At 69.1% G+C, this 21,961-nt stretch carries 17 protein-coding genes; 8 read left to right on the forward strand and 9 right to left on the reverse strand.

Annotation, left to right across the window (positions count from 1 at the left end):
* Nucleotides 1-119 precede the first annotated feature (119 nt).
* The 4 genes from H293_RS0120360 to H293_RS0120375 are packed head-to-tail and all read right to left on the reverse strand — an operon-like array spanning nt 120 to nt 3,990.
* Nucleotides 120-890, reverse strand: a complete 771-nt coding sequence (locus H293_RS0120360; RefSeq protein WP_020119697.1) for a succinate dehydrogenase/fumarate reductase iron-sulfur subunit — start codon at nt 888-890, stop codon at nt 120-122.
* Nucleotides 887-2,845 carry a fumarate reductase/succinate dehydrogenase flavoprotein subunit gene (locus H293_RS0120365; protein WP_020119698.1) on the reverse strand — a complete coding sequence of 653 codons (1,959 nt, stop codon included), beginning with the start codon at nt 2,843-2,845 and terminating at the stop codon, nt 887-889. The genes H293_RS0120360 and H293_RS0120365 overlap by 4 nt, the downstream gene beginning before the upstream one ends.
* On the reverse strand, nt 2,845-3,681 hold the full coding sequence (locus tag H293_RS0120370; RefSeq protein ID WP_028808033.1) for a hypothetical protein: 837 nt from the start codon (nt 3,679-3,681) through the stop codon (nt 2,845-2,847). The genes H293_RS0120365 and H293_RS0120370 overlap by 1 nt, the downstream gene beginning before the upstream one ends.
* An 18-nt stretch (nt 3,682-3,699) precedes the next feature.
* Nucleotides 3,700-3,990, reverse strand: coding sequence for a hypothetical protein (locus H293_RS0120375; RefSeq protein ID WP_020119700.1), 291 nt, complete (start codon nt 3,988-3,990; stop codon nt 3,700-3,702).
* Nucleotides 3,991-4,289: 299 nt separating this feature from the next.
* On the opposite strand from H293_RS0120375, the gene H293_RS0120380 reads away from it, so the two are divergent.
* The 8 genes from H293_RS0120380 (at nt 4,290) to H293_RS0120415 (ending at nt 15,538) form a co-directional block, all read left to right on the forward strand.
* On the forward strand, nt 4,290-6,509 hold the full coding sequence (locus tag H293_RS0120380; protein WP_020119701.1) for an ABC transporter family substrate-binding protein: 2,220 nt from the start codon (nt 4,290-4,292) through the stop codon (nt 6,507-6,509).
* Between the two features lie 129 nt (nt 6,510-6,638).
* Nucleotides 6,639-8,546, forward strand: coding sequence for a translational GTPase TypA (gene typA, locus H293_RS0120385; RefSeq protein WP_020119702.1), 1,908 nt, complete (start codon nt 6,639-6,641; stop codon nt 8,544-8,546).
* Between the two features lie 678 nt (nt 8,547-9,224).
* Nucleotides 9,225-10,850, forward strand: a complete 1,626-nt coding sequence (locus H293_RS0120390) for a peptide ABC transporter substrate-binding protein (protein WP_020119703.1) — start codon at nt 9,225-9,227, stop codon at nt 10,848-10,850.
* A gap of 145 nt (nt 10,851-10,995) precedes the next feature.
* On the forward strand, nt 10,996-11,928 hold the full coding sequence (locus H293_RS0120395; protein WP_020119704.1) for an ABC transporter permease: 933 nt from the start codon (nt 10,996-10,998) through the stop codon (nt 11,926-11,928).
* The gene (locus H293_RS0120400) at nt 11,921-12,874 is read left to right on the forward strand and encodes an ABC transporter permease (RefSeq protein WP_020119705.1); all 954 of its coding nucleotides are present in this window, start codon (nt 11,921-11,923) and stop codon (nt 12,872-12,874) included. Before H293_RS0120395 ends, H293_RS0120400 begins: the two co-directional genes overlap by 8 nt.
* 11 nt (nt 12,875-12,885) lie before the next feature.
* On the forward strand, nt 12,886-13,935 hold the full coding sequence (locus H293_RS0120405) for an ABC transporter ATP-binding protein (protein ID WP_020119706.1): 1,050 nt from the start codon (nt 12,886-12,888) through the stop codon (nt 13,933-13,935).
* A complete protein-coding gene (locus H293_RS0120410; protein ID WP_020119707.1) occupies nt 13,928-15,076 on the forward strand; it encodes an ABC transporter ATP-binding protein in 1,149 nt (382 codons plus the stop codon). Before H293_RS0120405 ends, H293_RS0120410 begins: the two co-directional genes overlap by 8 nt.
* A gap of 72 nt (nt 15,077-15,148) precedes the next feature.
* The gene (locus H293_RS0120415; protein ID WP_020119708.1) at nt 15,149-15,538 is read left to right on the forward strand and encodes a VOC family protein; all 390 of its coding nucleotides are present in this window, start codon (nt 15,149-15,151) and stop codon (nt 15,536-15,538) included.
* Nucleotides 15,539-15,572: 34 nt separating this feature from the next.
* Here the strand turns inward: H293_RS0120415 and H293_RS0120420 are convergent, their stop codons facing one another.
* The 5 genes from H293_RS0120420 to H293_RS0120440 are packed head-to-tail and all read right to left on the reverse strand — an operon-like array spanning nt 15,573 to nt 21,438.
* Complete coding sequence (locus H293_RS0120420) at nt 15,573-16,607, reverse strand: ABC transporter ATP-binding protein (protein WP_020119709.1); 1,035 nt, start codon at nt 16,605-16,607, stop codon at nt 15,573-15,575.
* Nucleotides 16,604-17,602 (reverse strand): ABC transporter ATP-binding protein, encoded by a 999-nt coding sequence (locus H293_RS0120425; protein ID WP_020119710.1) that lies wholly within the window; start codon nt 17,600-17,602, stop codon nt 16,604-16,606. The genes H293_RS0120420 and H293_RS0120425 overlap by 4 nt, the downstream gene beginning before the upstream one ends.
* Entirely contained in the window at nt 17,599-18,522 is a 924-nt protein-coding gene (locus H293_RS0120430; protein WP_020119711.1) for an ABC transporter permease, read from the reverse strand. The genes H293_RS0120425 and H293_RS0120430 overlap by 4 nt, the downstream gene beginning before the upstream one ends.
* Nucleotides 18,519-19,574 carry an ABC transporter permease gene (locus H293_RS0120435; protein WP_020119712.1) on the reverse strand — a complete coding sequence of 352 codons (1,056 nt, stop codon included), beginning with the start codon at nt 19,572-19,574 and terminating at the stop codon, nt 18,519-18,521. The genes H293_RS0120430 and H293_RS0120435 overlap by 4 nt, the downstream gene beginning before the upstream one ends.
* Entirely contained in the window at nt 19,567-21,438 is a 1,872-nt protein-coding gene (locus H293_RS0120440; RefSeq protein ID WP_028808035.1) for an ABC transporter substrate-binding protein, read from the reverse strand. Before H293_RS0120440 ends, H293_RS0120435 begins: the two co-directional genes overlap by 8 nt.
* Nucleotides 21,439-21,961: the final 523 nt, after the last annotated feature.

Genomic DNA, 21,961 nt, shown 5'->3' on the forward strand with positions numbered 1-21,961 from the left:
ACCTGGTCAGGGTGTTGGAGCTCGTGCGACGATGATCGGCGTGCACGAGACGTTGGTGGTTCTCGCGGTGCTGGTGCCGACGGTCGGAGTCCAGCGGCGGGCCCTGAAGCCGCGCAGGGCTAGGAAGACCTCCTCCTGATCTTCGATCCCAACCACACCAGCGGGTCGTACTTGCGGTCGACGGCCCTTTCCTTCAGGGGGATCAGCGCGTTGTCCGTGATCTTGATGCCCTCGGGGCAGACCTCCGTGCAGCACTTGGTGATGTTGCAGTAGCCGAGGCCGTGTTCGTCCTGGGCCGTCTTCTTGCGGTCCAGGCCGGACTCCTCGGCCGCGTCCAGCGGGTGCATGTCCAGCTCCGCCACCCGCATGAGGAAGCGCGGGCCCGCGAAGGCCGGCTTGTTCTCCTCGTGGTCGCGGACGACATGGCAGGTGTCCTGGCACAGGAAGCACTCGATGCACTTGCGGAACTCCTGCGAGCGGTCCACGTCCTCCTGCATCATCCGGTACTCGCCGGGACCGAGATCGGCGGGCGGCACGAACGCCGGGACCTCGCGCGCCTTCTGGTAGTTGAAGCCGACGTTCGTGACCAGGTCCCGGATCACCGGGAAGGCGCGCAGGGGAGTGACGGTGATCGTCTCCTCCGGGGTGAAGACCGACATGCGGGTCATGCACATCAGCCTCGGCCGCCCGTTGATCTCCGCCGAGCACGAACCGCACTTGCCCGCCTTGCAGTTCCAGCGGACGGCGAGATCGGGCGCCTGGGTGGCCTGGAGGCGGTGGATGATGTCCAGGACCACCTCGCCGTCGTTGACCTCGACCTTGAAGTCCTCCAGGTCGCCGCCCTTCACGTCACCCCGCCACACCTTGAAGTGGGCCGTGTAGCCGCTCATTCGTACAGCTCCTCTTCGGCGAGGTACTTGACCAGCTCCTCCTTGTCGAAGAGGGCGAGCAGGTCGGCGCGGATGGGGTCGGTGGTCTCGCGGGTGAGGTCGATCTGGCCCCGGACGGGATCGGTCGCCGCCAACCCGCCCGTCGGGTCGGCCAGTTGGCACAGCAGGTTGATGTTGCGCCACTTGCGGTCCATCGCCGGGTGGTCCTCGCGGGTGTGCCCGCCCCGCGACTCGGTCCGCTCCAGCGCGGCCCGGGCCACACACTCGCTGACCAGCAGCATGTTCCTGAGGTCCAGCGCGAGGTGCCAGCCCGGGTTGAACTGCCGGTGCCCCTCGACCCCGGCCCGCCGGGCCCGTACCCGAAGATCCGCGAGCTTCTCCAGGGCCTGCTCCATCTCGCCCTCGCGGCGGATGATGCCGACCAGGTCGTTCATCGCCTGCTGGAGCTCCTGGTGGAGGGTGTAGGGGTTCTCCGGAGGTCCTACGGCGGGCTCGGTGCCCTCCGCCGAGAACGGCCTGAGCGCCTCGGCCGCCGCCGCGTCGACCTGGACCTCGTCCACCGGCGGACGTGCCGCCGCGAGAGCGGTCGCGTACTCCGCCGCGTGCCAGCCCGCCCGGCGGCCGAAGACCAGCAGGTCGGACAGGGAATTGCCGCCGAGCCGGTTCGAGCCGTGCATACCGCCCGCGACCTCACCGGCCGCGAACAGTCCCGGCACCCCGCGCGCCGCCGCCGTGTCCGACTCGACCGCGACACCGCCCATCACGTAGTGACAGGTCGGCCCGACCTCCATCGGCTCGGCCGTGATGTCGACGTCGGCCAGCTCCTTGAACTGGTGGTACATCGAGGGGAGCCGGCGGCGGATGACCTCCGCGGGCATACGCGTGGACACGTCGAGGAACACCCCGCCGTGCGGGGAGCCGCGGCCCGCCTTCACCTCGGAGTTGATCGCGCGGGCGACCTCGTCACGGGGCAGCAGCTCAGGGGGACGCCGGTTGTTGTCCGGGTCCTCGTACCAGCGGTCGCCCTCCTCCTCCGACTCGGCGTACTTCTCCTTGAAGACGTCCGGGACGTAGTCGAACATGAACCGCTTGCCCTCGGAGTTGCGCAGCACCCCGCCGTCGCCGCGCACCGACTCGGTGACGAGGATGCCCTTCACCGACGGGGGCCAGACCATGCCGGTCGGGTGGAACTGAACGAACTCCATGTTCAGCAGGGGCGCTCCGGCCAGCAGCGCCAGCGCGTGCCCGTCTCCCGTGTACTCCCACGAGTTCGACGTCACCTTGAAGGACTTGCCGATGCCACCGGTCGCGATCACCACGGCCGGGGCTTCCAGGACGAAGAAACGGCCGGTCTCACGGTCGTAGGCGAAGACACCGGAGACGCGGCCCGCGGCGGAGCCGCTGTCGGACGCTGTGTCCTTCAGCACCCGGGTGACCGTGCACTCCTGGTAGACCTTCAGGCGGGACTCGTAGTCGCCGGTCTCCTTCTTGTCCTCCTGCTGGAGCGCGACGATCTTCTGCTGGAGGGTGCGGATCAGTTCGAGGCCCGTGCGGTCGCCGACGTGGGCGAGGCGTGGGTACTCGTGGCCGCCGAAGTTGCGCTGGGAGATCCGGCCGTCCTTCGTGCGGTCGAACAGGGCGCCCCAGGTCTCCAGCTCCCAGACCCGTTCCGGAGCCTCCTGGGCGTGCAGCTCGGCCATCCGCCACTGGTTGAGGAACTTCCCGCCGCGCATGGTGTCGCGGAAGTGGACCTGCCAGTTGTCGTGCGAGTTGGCGTTGCCCATGCTGGCCGCGATGCCGCCCTCGGCCATCACGGTGTGCGCCTTGCCGAACAGCGACTTGCAGATCACGGCGGTACGGGCACCGCGCTCGCGGGCCTCGATGGCGGCCCGCAGTCCGGCACCGCCCGCGCCGACCACGACGACGTCCCACTGTTGGCGGTCGACCACGGACATCAGAAAAACCTCGGATCATCGAAGGCGCCGGACGCGACGAGATAGACGTAGAAGTCGGCGAGCGCCACGCTCACCAGTGAGGCCCAGGCCAGCTGCATGTGGCGGGCGTTGAGCTTCCCGACGAACTGCCAGGCCTTGTAGCGCACGGGATGCTTCGAGAAATGCCTGAGCTTGCCGCCCACGATGTGCCGGCAGGAGTGGCACGAGATCGTGTACGCCCAGATCAGCACGATGTTGACCAGGAACACCAGGGTGCCGAGGCCCATGTGGCCCCACTCGTACTTCTCGTTGCGGAACGAGAGCACGGTGTCGTACGTCAGGATGCCGGCGACCACGATCGCGGCGTAGAAGAAGTACCGGTGGATGTTCTGCAGGATCAGCGGGAAGCGGGTCTCACCGGTGTACTTCTTGTGCGGCTCGGCCACCGCGCAGGCCGGCGGGGACGCCCAGAAGCCCCGGTAGTAGGCCTTGCGGTAGTAGTAGCAGGTCAGCCGGAAGCCGAGCGGGAAGATCAGGATGATGATGGCGGGGGAGATGCCCCACCAGCTGCCGAAGAGCTCCCAGTTGGGGCCGTGGCGCATGGGCGCGCAGCGCTCGGCCAGGCAGGGGGAGTAGAACGGCGAGACATACGGGGCCGCGTAGTAGTCCGTGTCGGCGAACGCCCGCCAGGTCGAGTACACGATGAAGGCGAGCAGCCCCGCGGCCGTGGCCGCGGGCGCCAGCCACCAGCGGTCGGTGCGCAGGTGCGGGGCGTCGATCGCGGCGCGCGTACCGGTGCGTACGCCGCCGCTCACGGTATGGGATTCGGTGTCGGGAGGTTCCGTACCAGTGGCCAACGCTTGACTCCGGTCGGGTCAGGGGGCTCGGCGGTCGCGGGCGCCGAGTCCCTCGTCGTCCGAGTCCGTCCACAGGGTGTTGTCGTACGGGGTGTCGGAGATGGAGACGAGATCCGGGCGGCGGGCCTTGGCGAGCGCCGGGTCGGTCTCCCTCAGCAGCGCGAGGCTCTCGCGCAGGCGGTCGGCGTCGATCCGCACACGGCGCATCTCCAGACCGCCGCTGCCCAGCTGCTGCTCCAGGCGCTTGACATACCTGAGCACCTCGTCGAGCGAGCGCTGAGCCGCTGAAAGTTCGTCGTTCACGGACATGACGTGACCTCACTTCCGTGGGCGGGGATGCCCTGGACGGGAACGGTCATGCGCCTGCGAGTGTTGCGCGTCACACCTGCCGGTGTGAAGGGACGTGCATGGATTGGCGGATCGTCTGCCTCCGTGCGCGCCCCTCGTGCGCCGTCGATTGCGCCGCACGGGTGGGCTTCCCGGTCGTTGTCGCCGTGTCGCCGTCCGTTGCCGAACCCTTTCCTCTTCAGTGGCCGCAATAGATGTGATCAGCTCCATATACCGCCAAAAGTGATCATAACGCCCGCGGCTCCCGGAGGTAAGCAGAGATGTCCCACAACGGCGTCGCACTGCGCGCGGTCACGCGCTCGGTCGTCTTCCTCACCGCGGGCGCGCTCGCGGTGACCGCGCTCTCCGGGTGCAGTTCCGAGGACAAGGGGAGCAAGCCGCTCGCGGGGCAGGACATCGCGCCCGCCGCCCGCGACCGGGTCGCCGACGGCGGCACCCTGCACTGGGCCGTGGACGCCGTCCCGGAGACCCTGAACACCTTCCAGGCGGACGCCGACGCGACCACCACCACCGTCGCCCAGGCGGTCCTGCCCTCGATGTACCGGCTGGACGCGAACGGGCGGCCGCAGATCAACCCCGACTACCTGGAGTCGGCCAAGGTCGTCGAGACCGGGCCGAAGCAGGTCGTGCTGTACAAGCTGAACCAGCAGGCCGTGTGGAGCGACGGCCGGGAGATCGGCGCCGCCGACTTCGCCGCCCAGTGGCGCGCCCTGTCCGGCAAGGACTCCGCGTACTGGACCGCCCGCAACGCCGGCTACGAGCGCATCGAGAAGATCGAACGCGGGGCCAACGACCTGGAGGTCAAGGTCACCTTCGCGCGGCCGTACGCCGACTGGCGCTCGCTGTTCTCGCCGCTGTACCCGAAGGACGTCATGGGCACCCCGGACTCCTTCAACGACTCCGCGCGCAAGAAGCTCAAGGTCACCGCGGGTCCCTTCCAGGTGAAGAAGGTCGACCGCAAGGGTGAGGAGATCACCCTCACCCGCAATCCGCGCTGGTGGGGCCACCCCGCCAAGCTGAGCGAGATCGTGCTGCGCGCCGTACCTCGCGACAAGCGGGCCACCGCGCTGGCCGCCGGCTCGATCGAGCTCGCCGAGGTCGACCCCGAGGCCCTCGGCCGCATCAGCCTCGCCTCCCGCGCCGCGGCCACCCCCGGCGGCAGCCCGGTCGCGGGCCCGGGCGGACGGCCGGCCCACCCCTCCGGCAGCAACCTTCGAGCCGCCGACGCCCTGCGCTCCTGGGCCCTCGCCCATAAGGAGGAGGCCGCCGACGACGAGCTCAGCGCTTCGCAGAAGAAGCGCAGGGCGCTCGCCGCCTACGCGCGGGAGCAGGCGGCCCTGAAGGGCTACGAGATCCGCAGGTCCCTGGAGCCCGCCTACACCCAGCTCGCCCTCAACGGCGCCTCCGGTCCGCTCGCCGACGAGCGGGTGCGCCGGGCCGTGGCCCGCGCCATCGACCGCAAGGCGCTGGCCGGCGTCGTCCTCACGCCGCTCGGGCTGCCCGCCGTGCCCGTCGGCAGCCACCTCGCGCTCTCCGGCCAGGACGCCTACGCCGACAACAGCGGCGCGCTCGGCGGCCAGGACGCCAAGGAGGCCCGGGCGCTGCTCGCGGACGCCGGCTGGGTGCCCGGCGGCCCGGTCGAGAAGGAGAAGAAGAAGGGCGACAAGGCGGCGGGGACCGAGGGCCACAAGGCCGAGCGGGACACCGCGGACGGGGACGACGGGACGTACATCGTCGGCGAGGACGACAAGAGCGACGACAAGGACCCCAAGGACCACCGCCGGAGCGGGGACGGCCCGCGCCATCTCGCCCAGGACGGCAAGCAGTACGCGAACAAGCTGAAGCAGGGCGGCGCGCCGGGGGCGTACGCCCCCAAGGGCACGGCGGCTCCGGCCGACGCGGCGACCAAGGTGCTGGCCAAGAACGGCAAGGCGCTCGCCCTGCGGTTCGTGCTCCCGTCCGGCCCGGGCTCCGGGCCGCTGCGCACGGTGGCCGGGCGGATCTCCGCGATGCTGGAGAAGGTCGGCATCCGGACCGAGATCTCCAAGGTCTCCGACGAGAGCTACTTCAAGGACCACATCGCGTCCGGGCAGTACGACCTCGCGCTGTACTCCTGGCCCGCGTCCGCCTTCCCCGCCACCGACGCCCGCCCCATCTTCGCCAAACCGGTGCCGGCCGCGGACGGGTCGCTGAACGTCGAGCAGAACTACACGAGGGTCGGCACCGACCAGGTGGACCAGCTCTTCGACCAGGCCGTCGCCACACTCGACGAGGGCAAGAGCCGGAGCCTGATCCGCAAGGCGGACGCGCGGATCTGGGCCGCCGCCGGGTCCATCCCGCTGTACCAGCGGCCCCAGCTGACGGCAGTGAAGAAGGACGTGGTCAACGCCGGTTCCTTCGGATTCCAGACCCCTGTCTACGAGGACATGGGCTTCCTGAAAAAGGGCGCGAAGCCGTCGTCCGGCTCCACCGGGCACTGAGCCCGGCAAGCCGCCACCCGGGAGGCAACGTACGATGGGGTGAGGCCGTGGCGTGTCAAGCCCGGCAGGCCCGCGTCACACGGACGTACGCAGCAGGGCCTTCTCACCACTCTGGGAGTACGCCGCAATATGGCCACGCGCCACGACATCCGCAACGTCGCCATCGTCGCCCACGTCGACCACGGCAAGACGACCCTCGTCGACGCCATGCTGAAGCAGGCCGGTGCCTTCGCCGCGCACGCCGCCGAATCGCTCGACGACCGCATGATGGACTCGAACGACCTGGAGCGTGAGAAGGGCATCACGATCCTGGCCAAGAACACGGCCGTCAAGTACCACCCGAAGGACGGTGGCGAGGTCGTCACCATCAACATCATCGACACCCCGGGCCACGCCGACTTCGGTGGCGAGGTCGAGCGCGGTCTGTCGATGGTGGACGCGGTGGTGCTGCTCGTCGACGCCTCCGAGGGCCCGCTGCCCCAGACCCGCTTCGTGCTGCGCAAGGCGCTGCAGGCCCGGCTGCCCGTCATCCTCTGCATCAACAAGACGGACCGCCCCGACTCGCGCATCGACGAGGTCGTCAACGAGGCGTACGACCTCTTCCTCGACCTCGACGCCGACGAGGACCAGATCGAGTTCCCCATCGTCTACGCCTGCGCGCGGGACGGCGTGGCCTCGCTGACCAAGCCGGAGGACGGCACCGTCCCGGCCGACAGCGACAGCCTGGAGCCGTTCTTCTCCACGATCCTCTCGCACGTCCCGGCTCCGGAGTACGACGAGACGGCCCCGCTCCAGGCGCACGTCACCAACCTGGACGCCGACAACTTCCTCGGCCGTATCGCGCTGCTCCGCGTCGAGCAGGGCGAGCTGCGCAAGGGCCAGACCGTCACGTGGATCAAGCGCGACGGCACGATGTCCAACGTGCGCATCACCGAGCTGCTGATGACCGAGGCGCTCACCCGCAAGCCCGCCGAGAAGGCCGGCCCGGGTGACATCTGCGCGGTCGCCGGTATCCCGGACATCATGATCGGCGAGACCCTCGCCGACCCCGAGAACCCGATCCCGCTCCCGCTGATCACGGTCGACGAGCCCGCGATCTCCATGACCATCGGGACGAACACCTCGCCGCTGGTCGGCCGCGGCGGCACCGGCAAGGGCGCCGACGCGAAGGCGGCCGTCAAGGACCGCAAGGTGACCGCCCGGCAGGTCAAGGACCGCCTGGACCGCGAGCTGATCGGTAACGTCTCGCTGCGCGTCCTGGACACCGAGCGCCCCGACGCCTGGGAGGTCCAGGGCCGTGGTGAGCTCGCGCTCGCCATCCTGGTCGAGACCATGCGCCGGGAGGGCTTCGAGCTGACCATCGGCAAGCCGCAGGTGGTCACCAAGGAAGTCGACGGCAAGGTGTACGAGCCCGTCGAGCGCATGACCATCGACGTGCCCGAGGAGCACATGGGCGCGGTCACGCAGCTCATGGGCGTCCGCAAGGGCCGTATGGACAACATGTCGAACCACGGCTCCGGCTGGGTGCGCATGGAGTTCGTGGTGCCCTCCCGCGGTCTGATCGGCTTCCGCACGGAGTTCCTGACCCAGACCCGCGGCACCGGCATCGGCCACTCCATCCACGAGGGCTTCGAGCCCTGGTTCGGCACCCTGCAGACCCGTAACAACGGTTCGCTGGTCGCCGACCGCTCCGGCGCCGTCACGGCCTTCGCGATGACGAACCTCCAGGAGCGCGGCGTGCTGTTCGTGGACCCGGGCACCGAGGTCTACGAGGGCATGATCGTCGGCGAGAACTCGCGCGCCGACGACATGGACGTGAACATCACCAAGGAGAAGAAGCTCACGAACATGCGGTCGTCCTCGGCCGACTCGTTCGAGGCGATCGTCCCGCCGCGCAAGCTCTCCCTGGAGCAGTCCCTGGAGTTCTGCCGCGACGACGAGTGCGTCGAGGTGACCCCGGAAGCGGTCCGCATCCGTAAGGTCAACCTGGACGCCCGCGAGCGCGCCCGCGCCGCGAGCCGCGCCAAGCACGGCTGACGCCGGGCCTTCGCCCCAGAGCGACCCACCGGGCACCCCCGCTTCACTGCGGGGGTGCCCGGGCGCCGTCGTGGCGCCCGTAGGGAAAACCCTCTATTTGGGGAGGGGAGCCCGCAAGGCCGTGTCGTCCGCACTACCCTGTCGCGGAAGCGGCTCGTCCGCCGGCCGGGCGACGTACGACTGTGCGTCCGCTGTGCCGGTACCCGGAGCGTGTGCTGCGGGTCACTGAACGGCGTTGCTGTAACGGCGTGCTGACGGAGCGTCAGCAAGCGTCGCCTGCCGCGCCGTCGGCGCGCGGACGCGCGGAGGCCCCATTGCACGGCGGCCCCGGTCCACGCAATCGGTTTTCAAACCCCACTCGTCCGGAATACGGACAGCTGCCCCCGATAGATGTGTAACAAGTCCGTTTCGCAGGGATCTTTCAGCAAACCGTTTGTCCGGATTTTGGAAGATGTAGGCGAGAGGTGTGATCGAACCGAGACCTTAGGGGTGTGGTTCGGTCCTGGCGCATGGCAGATAGTTAGGCGCGTAGAGCTCGGATAAACGGGTCACGCGCTATCGGCGCCGACTCACGAGCGCGGGGGCACCTGACATCTCCGGCACCGGCGACGGGCGGTGGCGGTTGTGTGCTGTGTGCGCCCCTTTGCGGTGAACCAATGGACTCATGAGGAGGAACCCATGCGCGGTGCCAAGAGCGCCAAGTGGGTCGCGATAGCCGCGGTTGTGGCGCTGAGCGCGACTGCCTGTGGCGGGGGCAGCAGTGACAGCGGCAACGACAGCAAGGCTGCGATCGACCCGAACGGAAAGTTCTCGATCGAGGTCGGCGAGCCGCAGAACCCGCTGCAGCCGGCGAACACCATGGAGTCCAACGGCAGCATCGTGACGAAGGCCCTGTTCACCGGGCTCGTCGACTACGACGCCAGCGGCAAGATCGTCATGATGAACGCGCAGTCGGTCGACAGCAAGGACAACAAGACCTTCACGGTCAAGCTGAAGCCGGGCTGGAAGTTCCACGACGGCACCCCGGTGACCGCCGAGTCCTACGTGAAGGCGTGGAACTGGGCCGCCGTTCCGGCCAACAAGCAGACCAACAGCTTCTGGTTCTCGGACATCAAGGGCTACTCCGACGTCGCCCCCGAGAAGGGCAAGGCGAAGGCCACCGAGATGTCCGGCCTGAAGGTCGTCGACGACAGCACCTTCACCATCACGCTGAACAACCCACTGCCCTACTTCGTCTACAAGCTGGGCTACGAGGTCTTCTCGCCGCTGCCGGAGTCCTTCTACAAGGACCCGAAGGCCGCAGGCGAGAAGCCGGTCGGCAACGGCCCGTACAAGTTCGTCAGCTGGAACCACAAGAAGTCGATCGAGGTCGTCCGCAACGACGACTACCAGGGCCCGAACAAGGCGAAGAACGGTGGTGTGGTCTTCAAGAACTACACCAACCTGGAGACGGCGTACGAGGACCTGAAGTCCGGCAACGTCGACGTCCTGCGCCAGCTCGCGCCCAAGGACCTGCCGGTCTACAAGACGGACCTCGGCGACCGTGCCGTGGACCAGTCGTACTCGGCGATCCAGAGCATCGCGGTGGCCTACTACACCAAGCAGTGGAAGGACATCGACCCCAAGGTCATTCAGGGCCTGTCGATGGCGATCGACCGCAACACCATCACCAAGACGGTGCTTCAGGGCACCCGTGAGCCCGCCACCGGCTGGGTCGCCAAGGGCGTTCTCGGCTACCAGCCGAACGCCGCCGGTGACGTCACCACGTACAACCCCACCAAGGCCAAGGCGCTCATCAAGGAGGGCGGCGGCGTCCCGGGGAACAAGATCTCCATCCAGTTCAACGCGGACGGCGGTCACAAGGAGTGGGTGGAGGCGGTCTGCAACTCCATCACCAAGGCCGTCGGCGTGGCCTGCACCGGCGACTCCAAGGCGGACTTCCAGGCGGACCTCAACGCCCGTGACGCGCACGAGGTCAAGTCGCTGTACCGCTCCGGCTGGGTGCTCGACTACCCGTTCATCGCCAACTTCATCCGCGACCTGTTCGGCACGCACTCGGACGGCAACCAGGGTGGCTTCTCCAGCAAGGAGATCGACACCCTGATCGCCCAGGCCGACGCCGCCCCCTCCCTGGAGGCGTCGGAGAAGCTCTACCAGCAGGTGGAGAAGGCGCTCCCGAACTACATGCCGAGCATTCCGCTCTGGTACTACAAGGTCAACGCGGGTTACTCGGAGAAGGTCAGCGGCGTCAAGTACGCCCAGGACGGCGACCCGATCCTGACCGGCGTTCAGGTCAAGAAGTAACCGCAAACAGCCCGTTCCCGGGGCGCGGCAGGACCGCGCCCCGGGGGACGGCAGCGGCTGGGGGGCCCTTTCCGCACGCATCACTCAACGGTGCGCGAGGAAAGGGCCCGTCGGCTGCCGCTGCTGTGACTGACATGGAGGCACGATGGGGCGCTACGTCGCACGACGACTGCTCCAGATGATCCCGGTGTTCATCGGGACCACCCTGCTTATCTTCCTCATGGTCTACGCCCTGCCCGGCGACCCCGTGCGCGGGCTCTTCGGCGACAAGGGCGGAAGCCCTCAGGTGATCGCCGCGCTGAGACATGAGTACGGTCTGGACCAGCCGATCCTGGTGCAGTACTGGAACTACATGAAGGACATGATCCTGCACGCCGACTTCGGCACGCAGATCGCCAGTGGCCGCCCCGTCACTGACGTCCTGGGCGACGCGTTCCCGGTGACGATCCGTCTGGCCTCCCTGGCCTTCCTGATCGAGCTGGTCGTGGGCATCGCCCTCGGCGTCGTGGCGGGCATGCGCGCCGGCCGGCTCACCGACAACGTGGCCCTGCTGATCTCGCTGCTGCTGATCTCGGTACCGGTCTTCGTCCTCGGCTTCATCCTCAAGGTGGTCTTCGCCTTCGAGCTGAACTGGCTGCCACCGAACGTCAACGACTCGACGAATTACAAAGAGTTGCTGATGCCGGCCGTCGTCCTCGCGTCGGCGTCACTGGCCTACGTGACCCGCCTGACCCGGACCTCCGTCGCCGAGAACCTGCGCGCCGACTACATCCGCACCGCGATCGCCAAGGGCCTGCCCAAGCGCCGCGTCGTGGGCGTCCACCTGATGCGCAACTCGTTGATCCCCGTGATCACCTACCTGGGCACCGACATCGGTGCGCTGATGGGCGGCGCGGTCGTCACCGAGGGACTGTTCAACATCCAGGGCATCGGTGGCACGATCTACCAGTCGATCACGCGCCGGGAGGGCACCACCCTGGTCGGCCTGGTGACGATCCTCGTGCTCGTGTACCTGCTCGCCAACCTGCTCGTCGACCTGCTCTACGCGGTCCTTGACCCGAGGATTCGCTATGCCTGACGTGACCAAGACCGACGTCAAGAAGACCGGCGCGGCCGACCCGGCGGGCGCGACGCCCCCGATGACGCCCACCGCGTCCAAGCCCGAGAAGGCGCGCAGCCTCTGGGGCGACGCCTGGGCCGATCTGCGGCGCAGCTGGATCTTCCTCATCTCCAGCGTGCTGATCCTGGTGCTGCTGCTGATCACCTTCTTCCCGGGGTGGTTCACCAGCGAGGACCCGATCCTCGGCGACCTGGCCAAGCACTACCTGCAGAAGCCCAAGCTGAGCGACGTCGGCTCGGCCGACTGGCTCGGCTACGACCAGCAGGGCCGCAGCGTCTTCGCCCGGGTCATCTACGGTGCGCGGGCCTCCATCGCGGTCGGCTTCGGCACCACCGTGGTCGTCACGGTCCTCGGTGGTCTGGTGGGCATGGTCGCCGGCTACTTCGGTGGTCTCGTCGACTCGATCCTGTCCCGGCTGACGGACGTGTTCTTCGGCATCCCGTTCCTGCTCGGCACCATGGTCATCCTGAACTCCTTCGCGGACCGCACCACCTGGGTGGTCATCGGCGCGCTGGGCTTCTTCGGCTGGACGCAGGTCGCCCGCGTGATGCGCGGTGCGGTCATCACCACCAAGCAGGCCGACTACGTGCAGGCCGCCAAGGCGCTCGGCGCGAGCACCCCGCGGATCATGTTCCGGCACATCCTGCCGAACACCCTCGCCCCGGTGATCGTCGTCGCCACCATCTCGCTCGGCATCTACATCTCCGCCGAGGCGACACTGTCGTTCCTGGGCCTCGGCCTCAACGGCGTGTCGTGGGGCAACGACATCTCCGACGGCGGCAACCAGATCCGCGTGGCCCAGTGGATCATGCTCTATCCGTCGATCATGCTCAGCATCACGGTGCTGGCGTTCATCATGCTCGGTGAGGCCGTACGCAACGCCCTCGACCCGAAGATGCGCTGAGGGAGGCGTACGTGACCGTCATCGAAGAAGTATCCGTGCCCTCGCCGCGCGAGGGCGACGACGGACCGCTGCTGGAAGTGCGTGACCTGCACGTCCAGTTCCACACCCGCGAGGGCGTGGTCAAGGCCGTCAACGGCGTCAACTACAGCGTGAACGCGGGCGAGACGCTCGCTGTGCTCGGTGAGTCCGGCTCCGGCAAGTCCGTCACCGCGCAGGCGATCATGGGCATCCTCGACATGCCGCCGGCGACGATTCCCGAGGGGGAGATCCTCTTCCGCGGCCAGGACATGCTGAAGATGTCCGGCGAGGAGCGCCGCAAGATCCGTGGCCGCCGCATCGCCATGATCTTCCAGGACGCGCTCAGCTCGCTCAACCCGGTGCTCAGCGTGGGCTACCAGCTCGGCGAGATGTTCCGCGTCCACCACGGCCTGTCCAAGAAGGACGCCAAGGCCAAGGCGATCGAGCTGATGGACCGGGTGAAGATCCCGGCCGCCGCGGCCCGGGTCGACGACTACCCGCACCAGTTCTCCGGCGGTATGCGTCAGCGCATCATGATCGCCATGGCGCTGGCCCTGGAGCCGGACCTGATCATCGCCGACGAGCCCACCACGGCTCTCGACGTGACGGTCCAGGCCCAGGTCATGGACCTGCTCTCGGAGTTGCAGCGCGAGTACAACATGGGCCTCATCCTGATCACTCACGACCTCGGCGTGGTCGCCGACGTCGCGGACAAGATCGCGGTGATGTACGCGGGCCGGATCGTGGAGCGCGCCCCGGTCAACGAGCTGTACAAGCGGCCCGCGCACCCGTACACCCGGGGTCTGCTGGACTCGATCCCGCGCCTGGACCAGAAGGGCCAGGAGCTGTACGCGATCAAGGGCCTGCCGCCCAACCTGCTGCACGTGCCGACCGGTTGCGCCTTCAACCCGCGCTGCCCCAAGGCCCAGGACATCTGCCGTACGGACATCCCGGACCTGTTCCCGGTCACCGAGCAGGACCGCAGCGAGCTGGTCGGCCGCGCCTCGGCATGCCACTTCTGGAAGGAGACGCTCCATGGCTGAGCTCAGCAAGAACGACGAGCAGCAGGACGCCACGCCGAACGTCTCCGACGTCGAGATCGTGGACGCCGCTTCCGAGACGGAGGCGGTCGCCGCGATCGAGGCGCCCGTCGAGCGTGGCGAGCCGATCCTCCAGGTGCGCAACCTGGTGAAGCACTTCCCGCTCACCCGGGGCATCCTGTTCAAGAAGCAGGTCGGCGCGGTCAAGGCCGTCGACGGAGTCTCCTTCGACCTGTACCAGGGCGAGACCCTGGGCATCGTGGGCGAGTCCGGCTGCGGCAAGTCCACCGTGGCGAAGCTCCTGATGAACCTGGAGCGGGCGACGGCCGGCGAGATCTTCTACAAGGGCCAGGACATCACCACGCTGTCCGGGCGCGCGCTGAAGTCGGTCCGCCGCAACATCCAGATGGTGTTCCAGGACCCGTACACCTCGCTCAACCCCCGTATGACGGTGGGCGACATCATCGGGGAGCCGTACGACATCCACCCCGAGGTGGCTCCCAAGGGCGACCGGCGCCGCAAGGTGCAGGAACTCCTCGACGTCGTCGGTCTGAACCCGGAGTACATCAACCGGTACCCGCACCAGTTCTCCGGCGGCCAGCGCCAGCGCATCGGCATCGCGCGCGGCCTGGCGCTCAACCCGGAGATCATCATCTGCGACGAGCCGGTGTCGGCGCTGGACGTGTCGGTGCAGGCGCAGGTCATCAACCTGATGGAGCGGCTGCAGGACGAGTTCAACCTCTCCTACATCTTCATCGCGCACGACCTGTCGATCGTTCGGCACATCTCGGACCGCGTCGGGGTCATGTACCTCGGCAAGATCGCCGAGATCGGCTCCGACGAGCAGATCTACGACCACCCGACGCACCCCTACACCCAGGCGCTGCTGTCGGCGGTCCCGGTGCCCGACCCGGAGGCCCGTGAGGGCCGTGAGCGGATCATCCTGAGCGGCGACGTGCCGTCCCCGGCCAACCCGCCCTCCGGCTGCCGCTTCCGCACCCGCTGCTGGAAGGCCCAGGACAAGTGCGCGGAGGAGGCGCCCCTGCTGGCGATCCCCGAGCGTTTCAAGGGCGCGGACACCCCGGCGGCGCACGAGTCGGCCTGCCACTTCGCGGAGGAGAAGGACGTCGTGCACGCGGCCTGACGGTCACGGTTTCCCGCCGGTTCCCGGCACCCCGACGGGTGCCGGGAACCGGCCTTTTTCGGAGAGCGACAGGTGCTGCACCACGTCGAACTGTGGGTCCCCGACCTCCCCCGCGCGGGCGGTGAATGGGGCTGGCTGCTCACCCGCCTCGGCTACGAGCCCTACCAGAACTGGGAGCACGGCCGCAGTTGGCGGCTGGGGCCGACGTATCTCGTCGTGGAACGGTCACCAGCGCTGACCGGCACCCGGCACGAGCGCACCCGCCCCGGCCTCAACCACCTGGCGTTCCACGCCGGCAGCCGCCGTCAGGTCGACGTCCTGGCCGCCGAGGCCCCCGCCCACGGCTGGACCCCCCTCTTCGCTGACCGGTACCCGCACGCGGGCGGCCCGCAGCACTACGCCGCCTACCTCGCCAACACGGACGGTTTCGAGGTGGAGCTGGTGGCCGGAACCACGCCGTGACGGATCGCCCGGGTCGCCGTGACGGCCGCGTGGGTCACGCCGTGACAGTCGCCCGCGCCCAGTGACACGCCACCTGCGCCTGGCCGCCCCCCTCCAGCACCCCGGGATCCTCGTCCCGGCACGCCCCCGCGACGCCCGCGCGTTCCGCCTCCCCGCTTGCCAGGATCTGGCAGCGGGCGTGGAAGCGGCAGCCGGAGGGGATGCGGGACGGGTCCGGGGGCTCCCCGGTGAGGACGACCGGCGCCCCGGCGGCCTCCGGCAGCACCGACAGCAGCGCCTGCGTGTAGGGATGGCGCGGTGCCGTCAGCACCTGCTCCACGTCCCCCGTCTCCACGATCCGGCCCAGGTACATCACCGCCACCCGGTCGGCGATGTTCCAGGCCAGGCCCAGGTCGTGCGTCACCACCAATGCGGACAGACCCAGTTCGGTGCGCAGTCGCAGCAGCAGGGCCAGGATCTCGCCGCGGACGGAGGCGTCCAGCGAGGCCACCGGCTCGTCGGCGACCAGGAGCTCGGGCTCCAGGACCAACGCACCCGCGATGACGACCCGTTGGCGCTGGCCGCCGGACAGTTCGTGCGGGTAGCGCAGGAAGAAGCGCTCGGGGGGACGCAGGCCCGCCCGGGACAGGGCCGCCGCCACGGTCGCCCGCTCGTCGCCGCGGTGGCCGTGGATCCGCAGACCCTCCGCCACGGCGTCGTACACGGTGTGTCGCGGGTTCAGTGATCCGGTCGGGTCCTGGAGGACCAGCTGGACGCGTCGGCGGTACGCCTTCAGGGTCCGGGCGGAGTACTCCAGCGGCTCCCCGCCGAAGCCGACCCGGCCCTCGGTCGGCCGGACCAGGCCCAGCAGGGCCCGGGCCAGCGTCGTCTTGCCGCAGCCCGACTCCCCGACCAGGGCCACGATCTCCCCGGCCCGGACGTCGAGTTCGACACCGTCCACGGCCCGAGCGGGCGGTCCACCGTGCCGGCCGGGGTAGGTGATGCGCAGCCCCTGGGCGCTCAGCAGGGGTGGAGCTGTGGGCGATGCCTCCGGTGACGGCACCGGTGTCGTCGTCTGCCGCTCGGTCATGTGCCGCTCCTCGCATCCTCGGCCGCGGGGGCCGGACCCGGCTCCGCCCCCCGCACATGCACACACGCCGCCCGCCGCCCCGCCCCCGTCTCCCGCAGGTCCTGGTCCTCCGTCGCGCAGGAGGGCAACGCGGCCGGGCAGCGGGGGTGGAAGGTGCAGCCGGTGGGGAGGGCGGAAGGGTCGGGCGGGTCGCCGGGGAGGCCGCGGGGGGCGAACCGGGAGGCCGGATCGCCGATGCGCGGGAAGGCGGCCGACAGAGCCTTGGCGTAGGGGTGGGCCGCGTTCTCGTAGACCTCCCGGGCGGGGCCCTCCTCGACCACCCGGCCCGCGTACATCACCGCGAGCCGGTCGCAGGTGTCGGCGAGGACCGCCAGATCGTGGCTGATCATCATCAGGCCCAGTTCCTGGCCGGTGACGAGCTGTTCGATCAGGCGCAGGATCTGTGCCTGGATCATCACGTCCAGCGCGGTGGTCGGTTCGTCGGCGATGATCAGGCGAGGGCCGCAGGCCAGCGCCATGGCGATCATGACGCGTTGACGCTGTCCCCCGGAGAGTTCGTGCGGGTACGCCGAGGCCCGCGCCGCCGGCAGGCCGACCTGCTCCAGGAGCTCGCCCGCCTGCCTCTTCGCCGCCGCCGCGGTGCCCTTGCGGTGCAGCAGGATCGGCTCGGCGACCTGGTCGCCGACGCGGTGCACGGGGTTCAGCGAGTGCATCGCCCCCTGGAAGACGATCGAGGCGCCCGCCCAGCGGACCGCCCGCACCTGGCCCCACCGCATCGTCAGCACGTCCTCGCCGTCCAGCAGGACCTGCCCGCCGACCCGGGCCCCGGCCGGCAGCAGCCGCAGCAACGCGAGCGCCAGCGTGGACTTGCCGCAGCCCGACTCGCCCGCGATGCCGAGCTTCCGCCCGGCTGCCAGGGACAGGTTCACGCCCCGGACCGCGGCGCCCCCGCCCGGGTAGGTCACTTCGAGGTTCCGCACCTCCAGCAAGGTCAACGGTCCACCCCCAGACGGGGATTGAGCACCGACTCCACCGCACGCCCGCACAGCGTGAACGCCAGCGCGACCGCGGCGATCGCGATGCCGGGCGGCACCAGGTACCACCAGTCGCCGGAACTCACCGCACCCGCCTCCCGCGCCTCCTGGAGCAGCCCGCCCCACGACACCACCGTCGGATCACCGAGCCCGAGGAACGCCAGCGTCGCCTCGGCGAGGATCGCGCTGGAGACCATCAGGGTCGCCTGTGCCAGCACCAGCGGCATCACGTTGGGCAGCACGTGCCGGGACATGATGTGCCCGTGACCGCCGCCCAGCGCTTTCGCGCGTTCGATGTACGGCCGTGACTCCACCGCCAGTGTCTGCGCCCGCACCAGCCGTGCGGTGGTCGGCCACGAGGTCACACCGATCGCGAGGATCACCGTGCCGAGCGAGCGGGACAGCACGGTGGCCAGCGCGATGGCGAGCACCAGCGTCGGCATCACCAGGAACCAGTCCGTGACCCGCATCAGCACGGTCGCGTACCAGCCCTTGAAGTGCCCGGCCGTGACGCCGACAAGCGCGCCGATCGCCACCGACAGCACGGCCGCCAGCAGCCCCACCAGCAGCGAGACGCGCGAGCCCCACACCAGCAGGCCCAGCAGGTCGCGCCCGAACCGGTCGGTGCCCAGCGGGAACTCGCCGCTCGGGCTCTCCATCGGCTGGCCCGGCGCGTCGGTGGCCCCCGCCACGTCGGAGCCGACGGTGAGCGGCGCGGTCAGCGCGACCAGCGCGAACAGGGTGAGCGCGGCCAGGCCGACCAGTCCGGCGCGGTGGGTGCGGTACTCCGCCCAGAACCGGACGGCGGACCGACGGCGGCGCTGCCAGGCGAGCCGGCGCGGGCCGGCACCGGTGGCCGGGGCCGGGATGCCGGTCGTCATCGGCCCACCCGCGGGTCGAGCAGCGGATAGGCCAGGTCGGCCAGTGTGTTCATGATGATCACCGCCGCGGCGAAGAAGAGGAACAGGCCCTGGACCAACGGCAGGTCGGGCACGCTCAGGGCCTGGTAGAACAGTCCGCCGAGACCGGGCCAGGAGAACACGGTCTCGACGAGGATCACTCCCGCGACCGTCCGGCCGAGATTGACGAAGACCAGCGTCACGGTCGGCAGCAGCGCGTTCGGTACGGCATGCCGGCGCCGGACCAGATCGTCCCGGAGCCCCTTGGCGCGCGCGGTGGTCAGATAGTCGCTGCCCATCTCGTCGAGCAGCGCCGACCGGGTGACCAGCAGGGTCTGCCCGTACTCGACCGAGACCAGCGTGACGACGGGGAGGATCAGATGGTGGGCCACGTCGAGGACGTACGCGAAGCCCTCCTCGCCGCCCGACTCCATGCCACCGGTGGGGAACAGCCCCGGGATCGGGCCGATGCCCACCGAGAACACGATGATGAGCAGCAGCCCCAGCCAGAATGACGGGACGGAGTACAGGGTCAGGGCGAGACCGGTGTTCAGCCGGTCGCCGAGCCGGCCGTGACGCCAGGCCGCGCGGGTGCCGAGGAGGATGCCCAGCGCGGTGTACAGGACGAAGGCCGTGCCGGTCAGCAGCAGCGTGTTCGGCAGCGCCTCGCCGATCTTGTCGACGACCGGGGCGTGGAACTGGTACGACGTGCCCAGGTCGCCGGTGAGCGCCTTGCCGCAGTAGTCGGTGAACTGCTGCCACAACGGCAGGTCGAGCCCGAACTCCCGCCGGTAGGCCGCCAGTTGCTCGGCGGACACCGGGCGGCCGCCGGTCATGGTCTTGACCGGGTCGCCCGGGATCAGCCGGAACAGGAAGAAGCCGGTGACGAGCACGGCGAGCAGGGACACGACGGCGCCGCCGACCTTGCCGGCGCCGTAACGGACGTACGCGGTCGTGGTGCGCGCCCTTGGGGTGCGGACGCGGACCGCCGGTTCGGCGAGGGCCTCGGCGGCGATCTTCCCGGCGCTACTCACGGTCTTCCGCGGTGGCCCGGCGGCGCATCGCGAAGAACACGCCGGCGCCCACGACGACCACGGCGGCCACGATCCCGCCGATGACGATCCCGGTGGAGCCGGAGTCGTCGGAGGAGCCGTCCGAGGCGGCCGGGACCGCCGACCACCAGCTCCAGTAGCCGTCCTGGCCGTAGATGTTGCCCGCCGCGCTCGGCATCGTCCGGATCGACTTGATCTGGTCGGTCCGGTACGCCTCCACGGCGTTCGGGTACGCCATGACGTTCATGTACCCCAGGTCGTACAGCCGCGACTCCATCTGCTTGACGATCGTGGCCCGTTCGGCGGGGTCGTACTCGGCGAGCTGACGCGCGTACAGGCTGTCGTACTGCTTGTCGCAGATGAAGTTGTCGGTGGCGCCGGTGTCCTTCGGGGTGGCGGGCAGGGCCGCGCAGGTGTGGATGGACAGCACGAAGTCCGGGTCGGGGTTGACGGACCAGCCGTCGAAGGCGAGGTCGTAGTTGCCGGCGAGCCAGGGGTCGGTGACGTTGTCCAGGCAGTCGAGGGTGACGCCGATGCCGAGCTTGCTCCACCACTCCGTCAGGTACTGGCCGACCGCCTTGTCGTTCGGGTCGGTGGCGTGGCAGAGGACGCGGTATGTGATCGGCTTGCCGTCCTTGCCGAGGCGCTTGCCGGAGCTGTTCTTCCTGTAGCCCGCCTGGTCGAGGAGCTGGGCGGCCTTCGCGGGGTCGTAGGTGAGTTCCTGGCTCGGCGAGGGCTTCCAGAAGTACTGCGGGAACCGCGGTGGGATGTACCCCTGGCCTTCCACGGCGTGCCCCTGGAACACCTTGTCGATGACGGCCTTGCGGTCGACTGCCATGAACAGGGCGTGCCGGACTCGCTCGTCCAGCAGGGAAGGGTCGCCGTCGCCGAACTTCTGACCGTTCTTCGCCTTGGCGCCCGGGTTGGTGGCGAGGGCGTAGAAGCGGCGACCGGGGGCGTCGTTGACGTGGATGTTCTCTGCGTTCTTGAGGGAGGCCGCCTGGGCGGGCGTCAGCGAAGGGGAGCCCGCGACGAAGGAGACCTCGCCTTTGCGCAGGGCGGCTACGGCGGCGTCCTGGTCCTTGTAGTAGCGGAAGAGCAGTTCGTCGAACTTGGGAGCCCCACGCCAGAAACTCTTGTTCGCCTTGAGGCGCACGTAGCCGTCAGGCTTGTAGTCGGTGAGGATGAACGGCCCGTTCCCGACTACGGGGAAGCTCTTGTCGTTGTTGAACTTGGAGAGGTCACCGACCTTCTCCCATTGGTGCTTGGGCACGATCGGCACGTCGAGGGCCGTCATCGTGGCCTGCGGCTTCTTCAGCTTGATGACCAGCTTGGTCGGGCTTGGGGCGGTGACCTTCTCGAAGTTGGCGACGAAGCTGCCGTTGGCGGTGGCGGCGCCCTCATCGGTCATCATCGTGTTGAACGTCCAGGCCGCGTCCTCGGCGGTGGCCTGCTGACCGTCCGACCACTTGGAGTTCGAGCGGATCGTGTAGGTCCAGGTCAGCTTGTCCGAGGACGACTGCCACTTGGTGGCCAGGCCCGGGATCGTACGGGCGTTCGTGGGGTCGTAGTTGGTCAGGTACTCGTACATCAGCCGGTGGATGCTGGTGCTGAGCAGCCGGCTGGCCAGGAACGGGCTCAGCGAGTCGACGCTCTGCGCGACGGCGACGGTGAGGACCTTGTCACCGTCCGCGGCGGAGGCCTGCTGAGGGGCCGGGTTGAGCGGGGTCGCGAGTCCGGCCAATGTCGTCAGCGCGGCGGCACCGGCTACGGCGACGAGCCTGGCGACGCGCGGTCGTAATCTTCTGGAGCTCGGAAAGCCGCTGCCGTGGACTGGTGTGCTCATAGGTCGTGACCTCGCGTCATCGCTTGCACAGGGACGGCTTGTTCGGACCGGTGATTGATGAGTGTGTCTACCAGTGGCGGTCTGGGCTCGTCAACGGCGCCTGAGAGCCCGTGTGGCCTGCGGAAACAGCGAATCGACGACCACGGAGCAGTCATTGGTCCATATCGGTGAAAGGCCCCTGGTGGAGCCATGACGGTGAGTCGCCGCGGTGCCGGCGCGACTTCCCCCTGCCGGGAAGGGTCCGCGTTCCACGAGCAGCCCGATCTCCGCGCTGTCCGTTCCTCGTGACGGAGTGTCACGTAGCGCCTCGGCGCACGTTCATCCGCTCCCTGGGCAGCGGCGCTCCCGGCCTGCCGGACCAGGCCGCGGAAGCGGGGCCCCTCGGTCTTTCGCCGGTGATCCCGAGGAGCCTCTGGCCCCGTATTAAGGCAGGTATGACACCTAATGGGTGGAATAAGTGGCGTTTAGTGTCAAGTGGGTCGATATTTTTTCCATACTTGATCAGTAGCCCGGCGCTGGTGGC

The sequence above is a fragment of the Streptomyces canus 299MFChir4.1 genome, from assembly GCF_000383615.1.
Lineage (GTDB): Bacteria > Actinomycetota > Actinomycetes > Streptomycetales > Streptomycetaceae > Streptomyces > Streptomyces canus_C.

Excerpts from the sequence above, each read along its gene's own strand:
- H293_RS0120440 (WP_028808035.1), bottom strand. The coding sequence starts at position 21,438 with ATGAGCACACCAGTCCACGGCAGCGGCTTTCCGAGCTCCAGAAGATTA.
- H293_RS0120360 (WP_020119697.1), bottom strand. The coding sequence starts at position 890 with ATGAGCGGCTACACGGCCCACTTCAAGGTGTGGCGGGGTGACGTGAAG.
- typA (WP_020119702.1), top strand. The coding sequence starts at position 6,639 with ATGGCCACGCGCCACGACATCCGCAACGTCGCCATCGTCGCCCACGTC.
- H293_RS0120395 (WP_020119704.1), top strand. The coding sequence starts at position 10,996 with ATGGGGCGCTACGTCGCACGACGACTGCTCCAGATGATCCCGGTGTTC.
- H293_RS0120400 (WP_020119705.1), top strand. The coding sequence starts at position 11,921 with ATGCCTGACGTGACCAAGACCGACGTCAAGAAGACCGGCGCGGCCGAC.
- H293_RS0120410 (WP_020119707.1), top strand. The coding sequence starts at position 13,928 with ATGGCTGAGCTCAGCAAGAACGACGAGCAGCAGGACGCCACGCCGAAC.
- H293_RS0120430 (WP_020119711.1), bottom strand. The coding sequence starts at position 18,522 with ATGACGACCGGCATCCCGGCCCCGGCCACCGGTGCCGGCCCGCGCCGG.
- H293_RS0120375 (WP_020119700.1), bottom strand. The coding sequence starts at position 3,990 with ATGTCCGTGAACGACGAACTTTCAGCGGCTCAGCGCTCGCTCGACGAG.
- H293_RS0120380 (WP_020119701.1), top strand. The coding sequence starts at position 4,290 with ATGTCCCACAACGGCGTCGCACTGCGCGCGGTCACGCGCTCGGTCGTC.
- H293_RS0120365 (WP_020119698.1), bottom strand. The coding sequence starts at position 2,845 with ATGTCCGTGGTCGACCGCCAACAGTGGGACGTCGTCGTGGTCGGCGCG.
- H293_RS0120420 (WP_020119709.1), bottom strand. The coding sequence starts at position 16,607 with ATGACCGAGCGGCAGACGACGACACCGGTGCCGTCACCGGAGGCATCG.
- H293_RS0120390 (WP_020119703.1), top strand. The coding sequence starts at position 9,225 with ATGCGCGGTGCCAAGAGCGCCAAGTGGGTCGCGATAGCCGCGGTTGTG.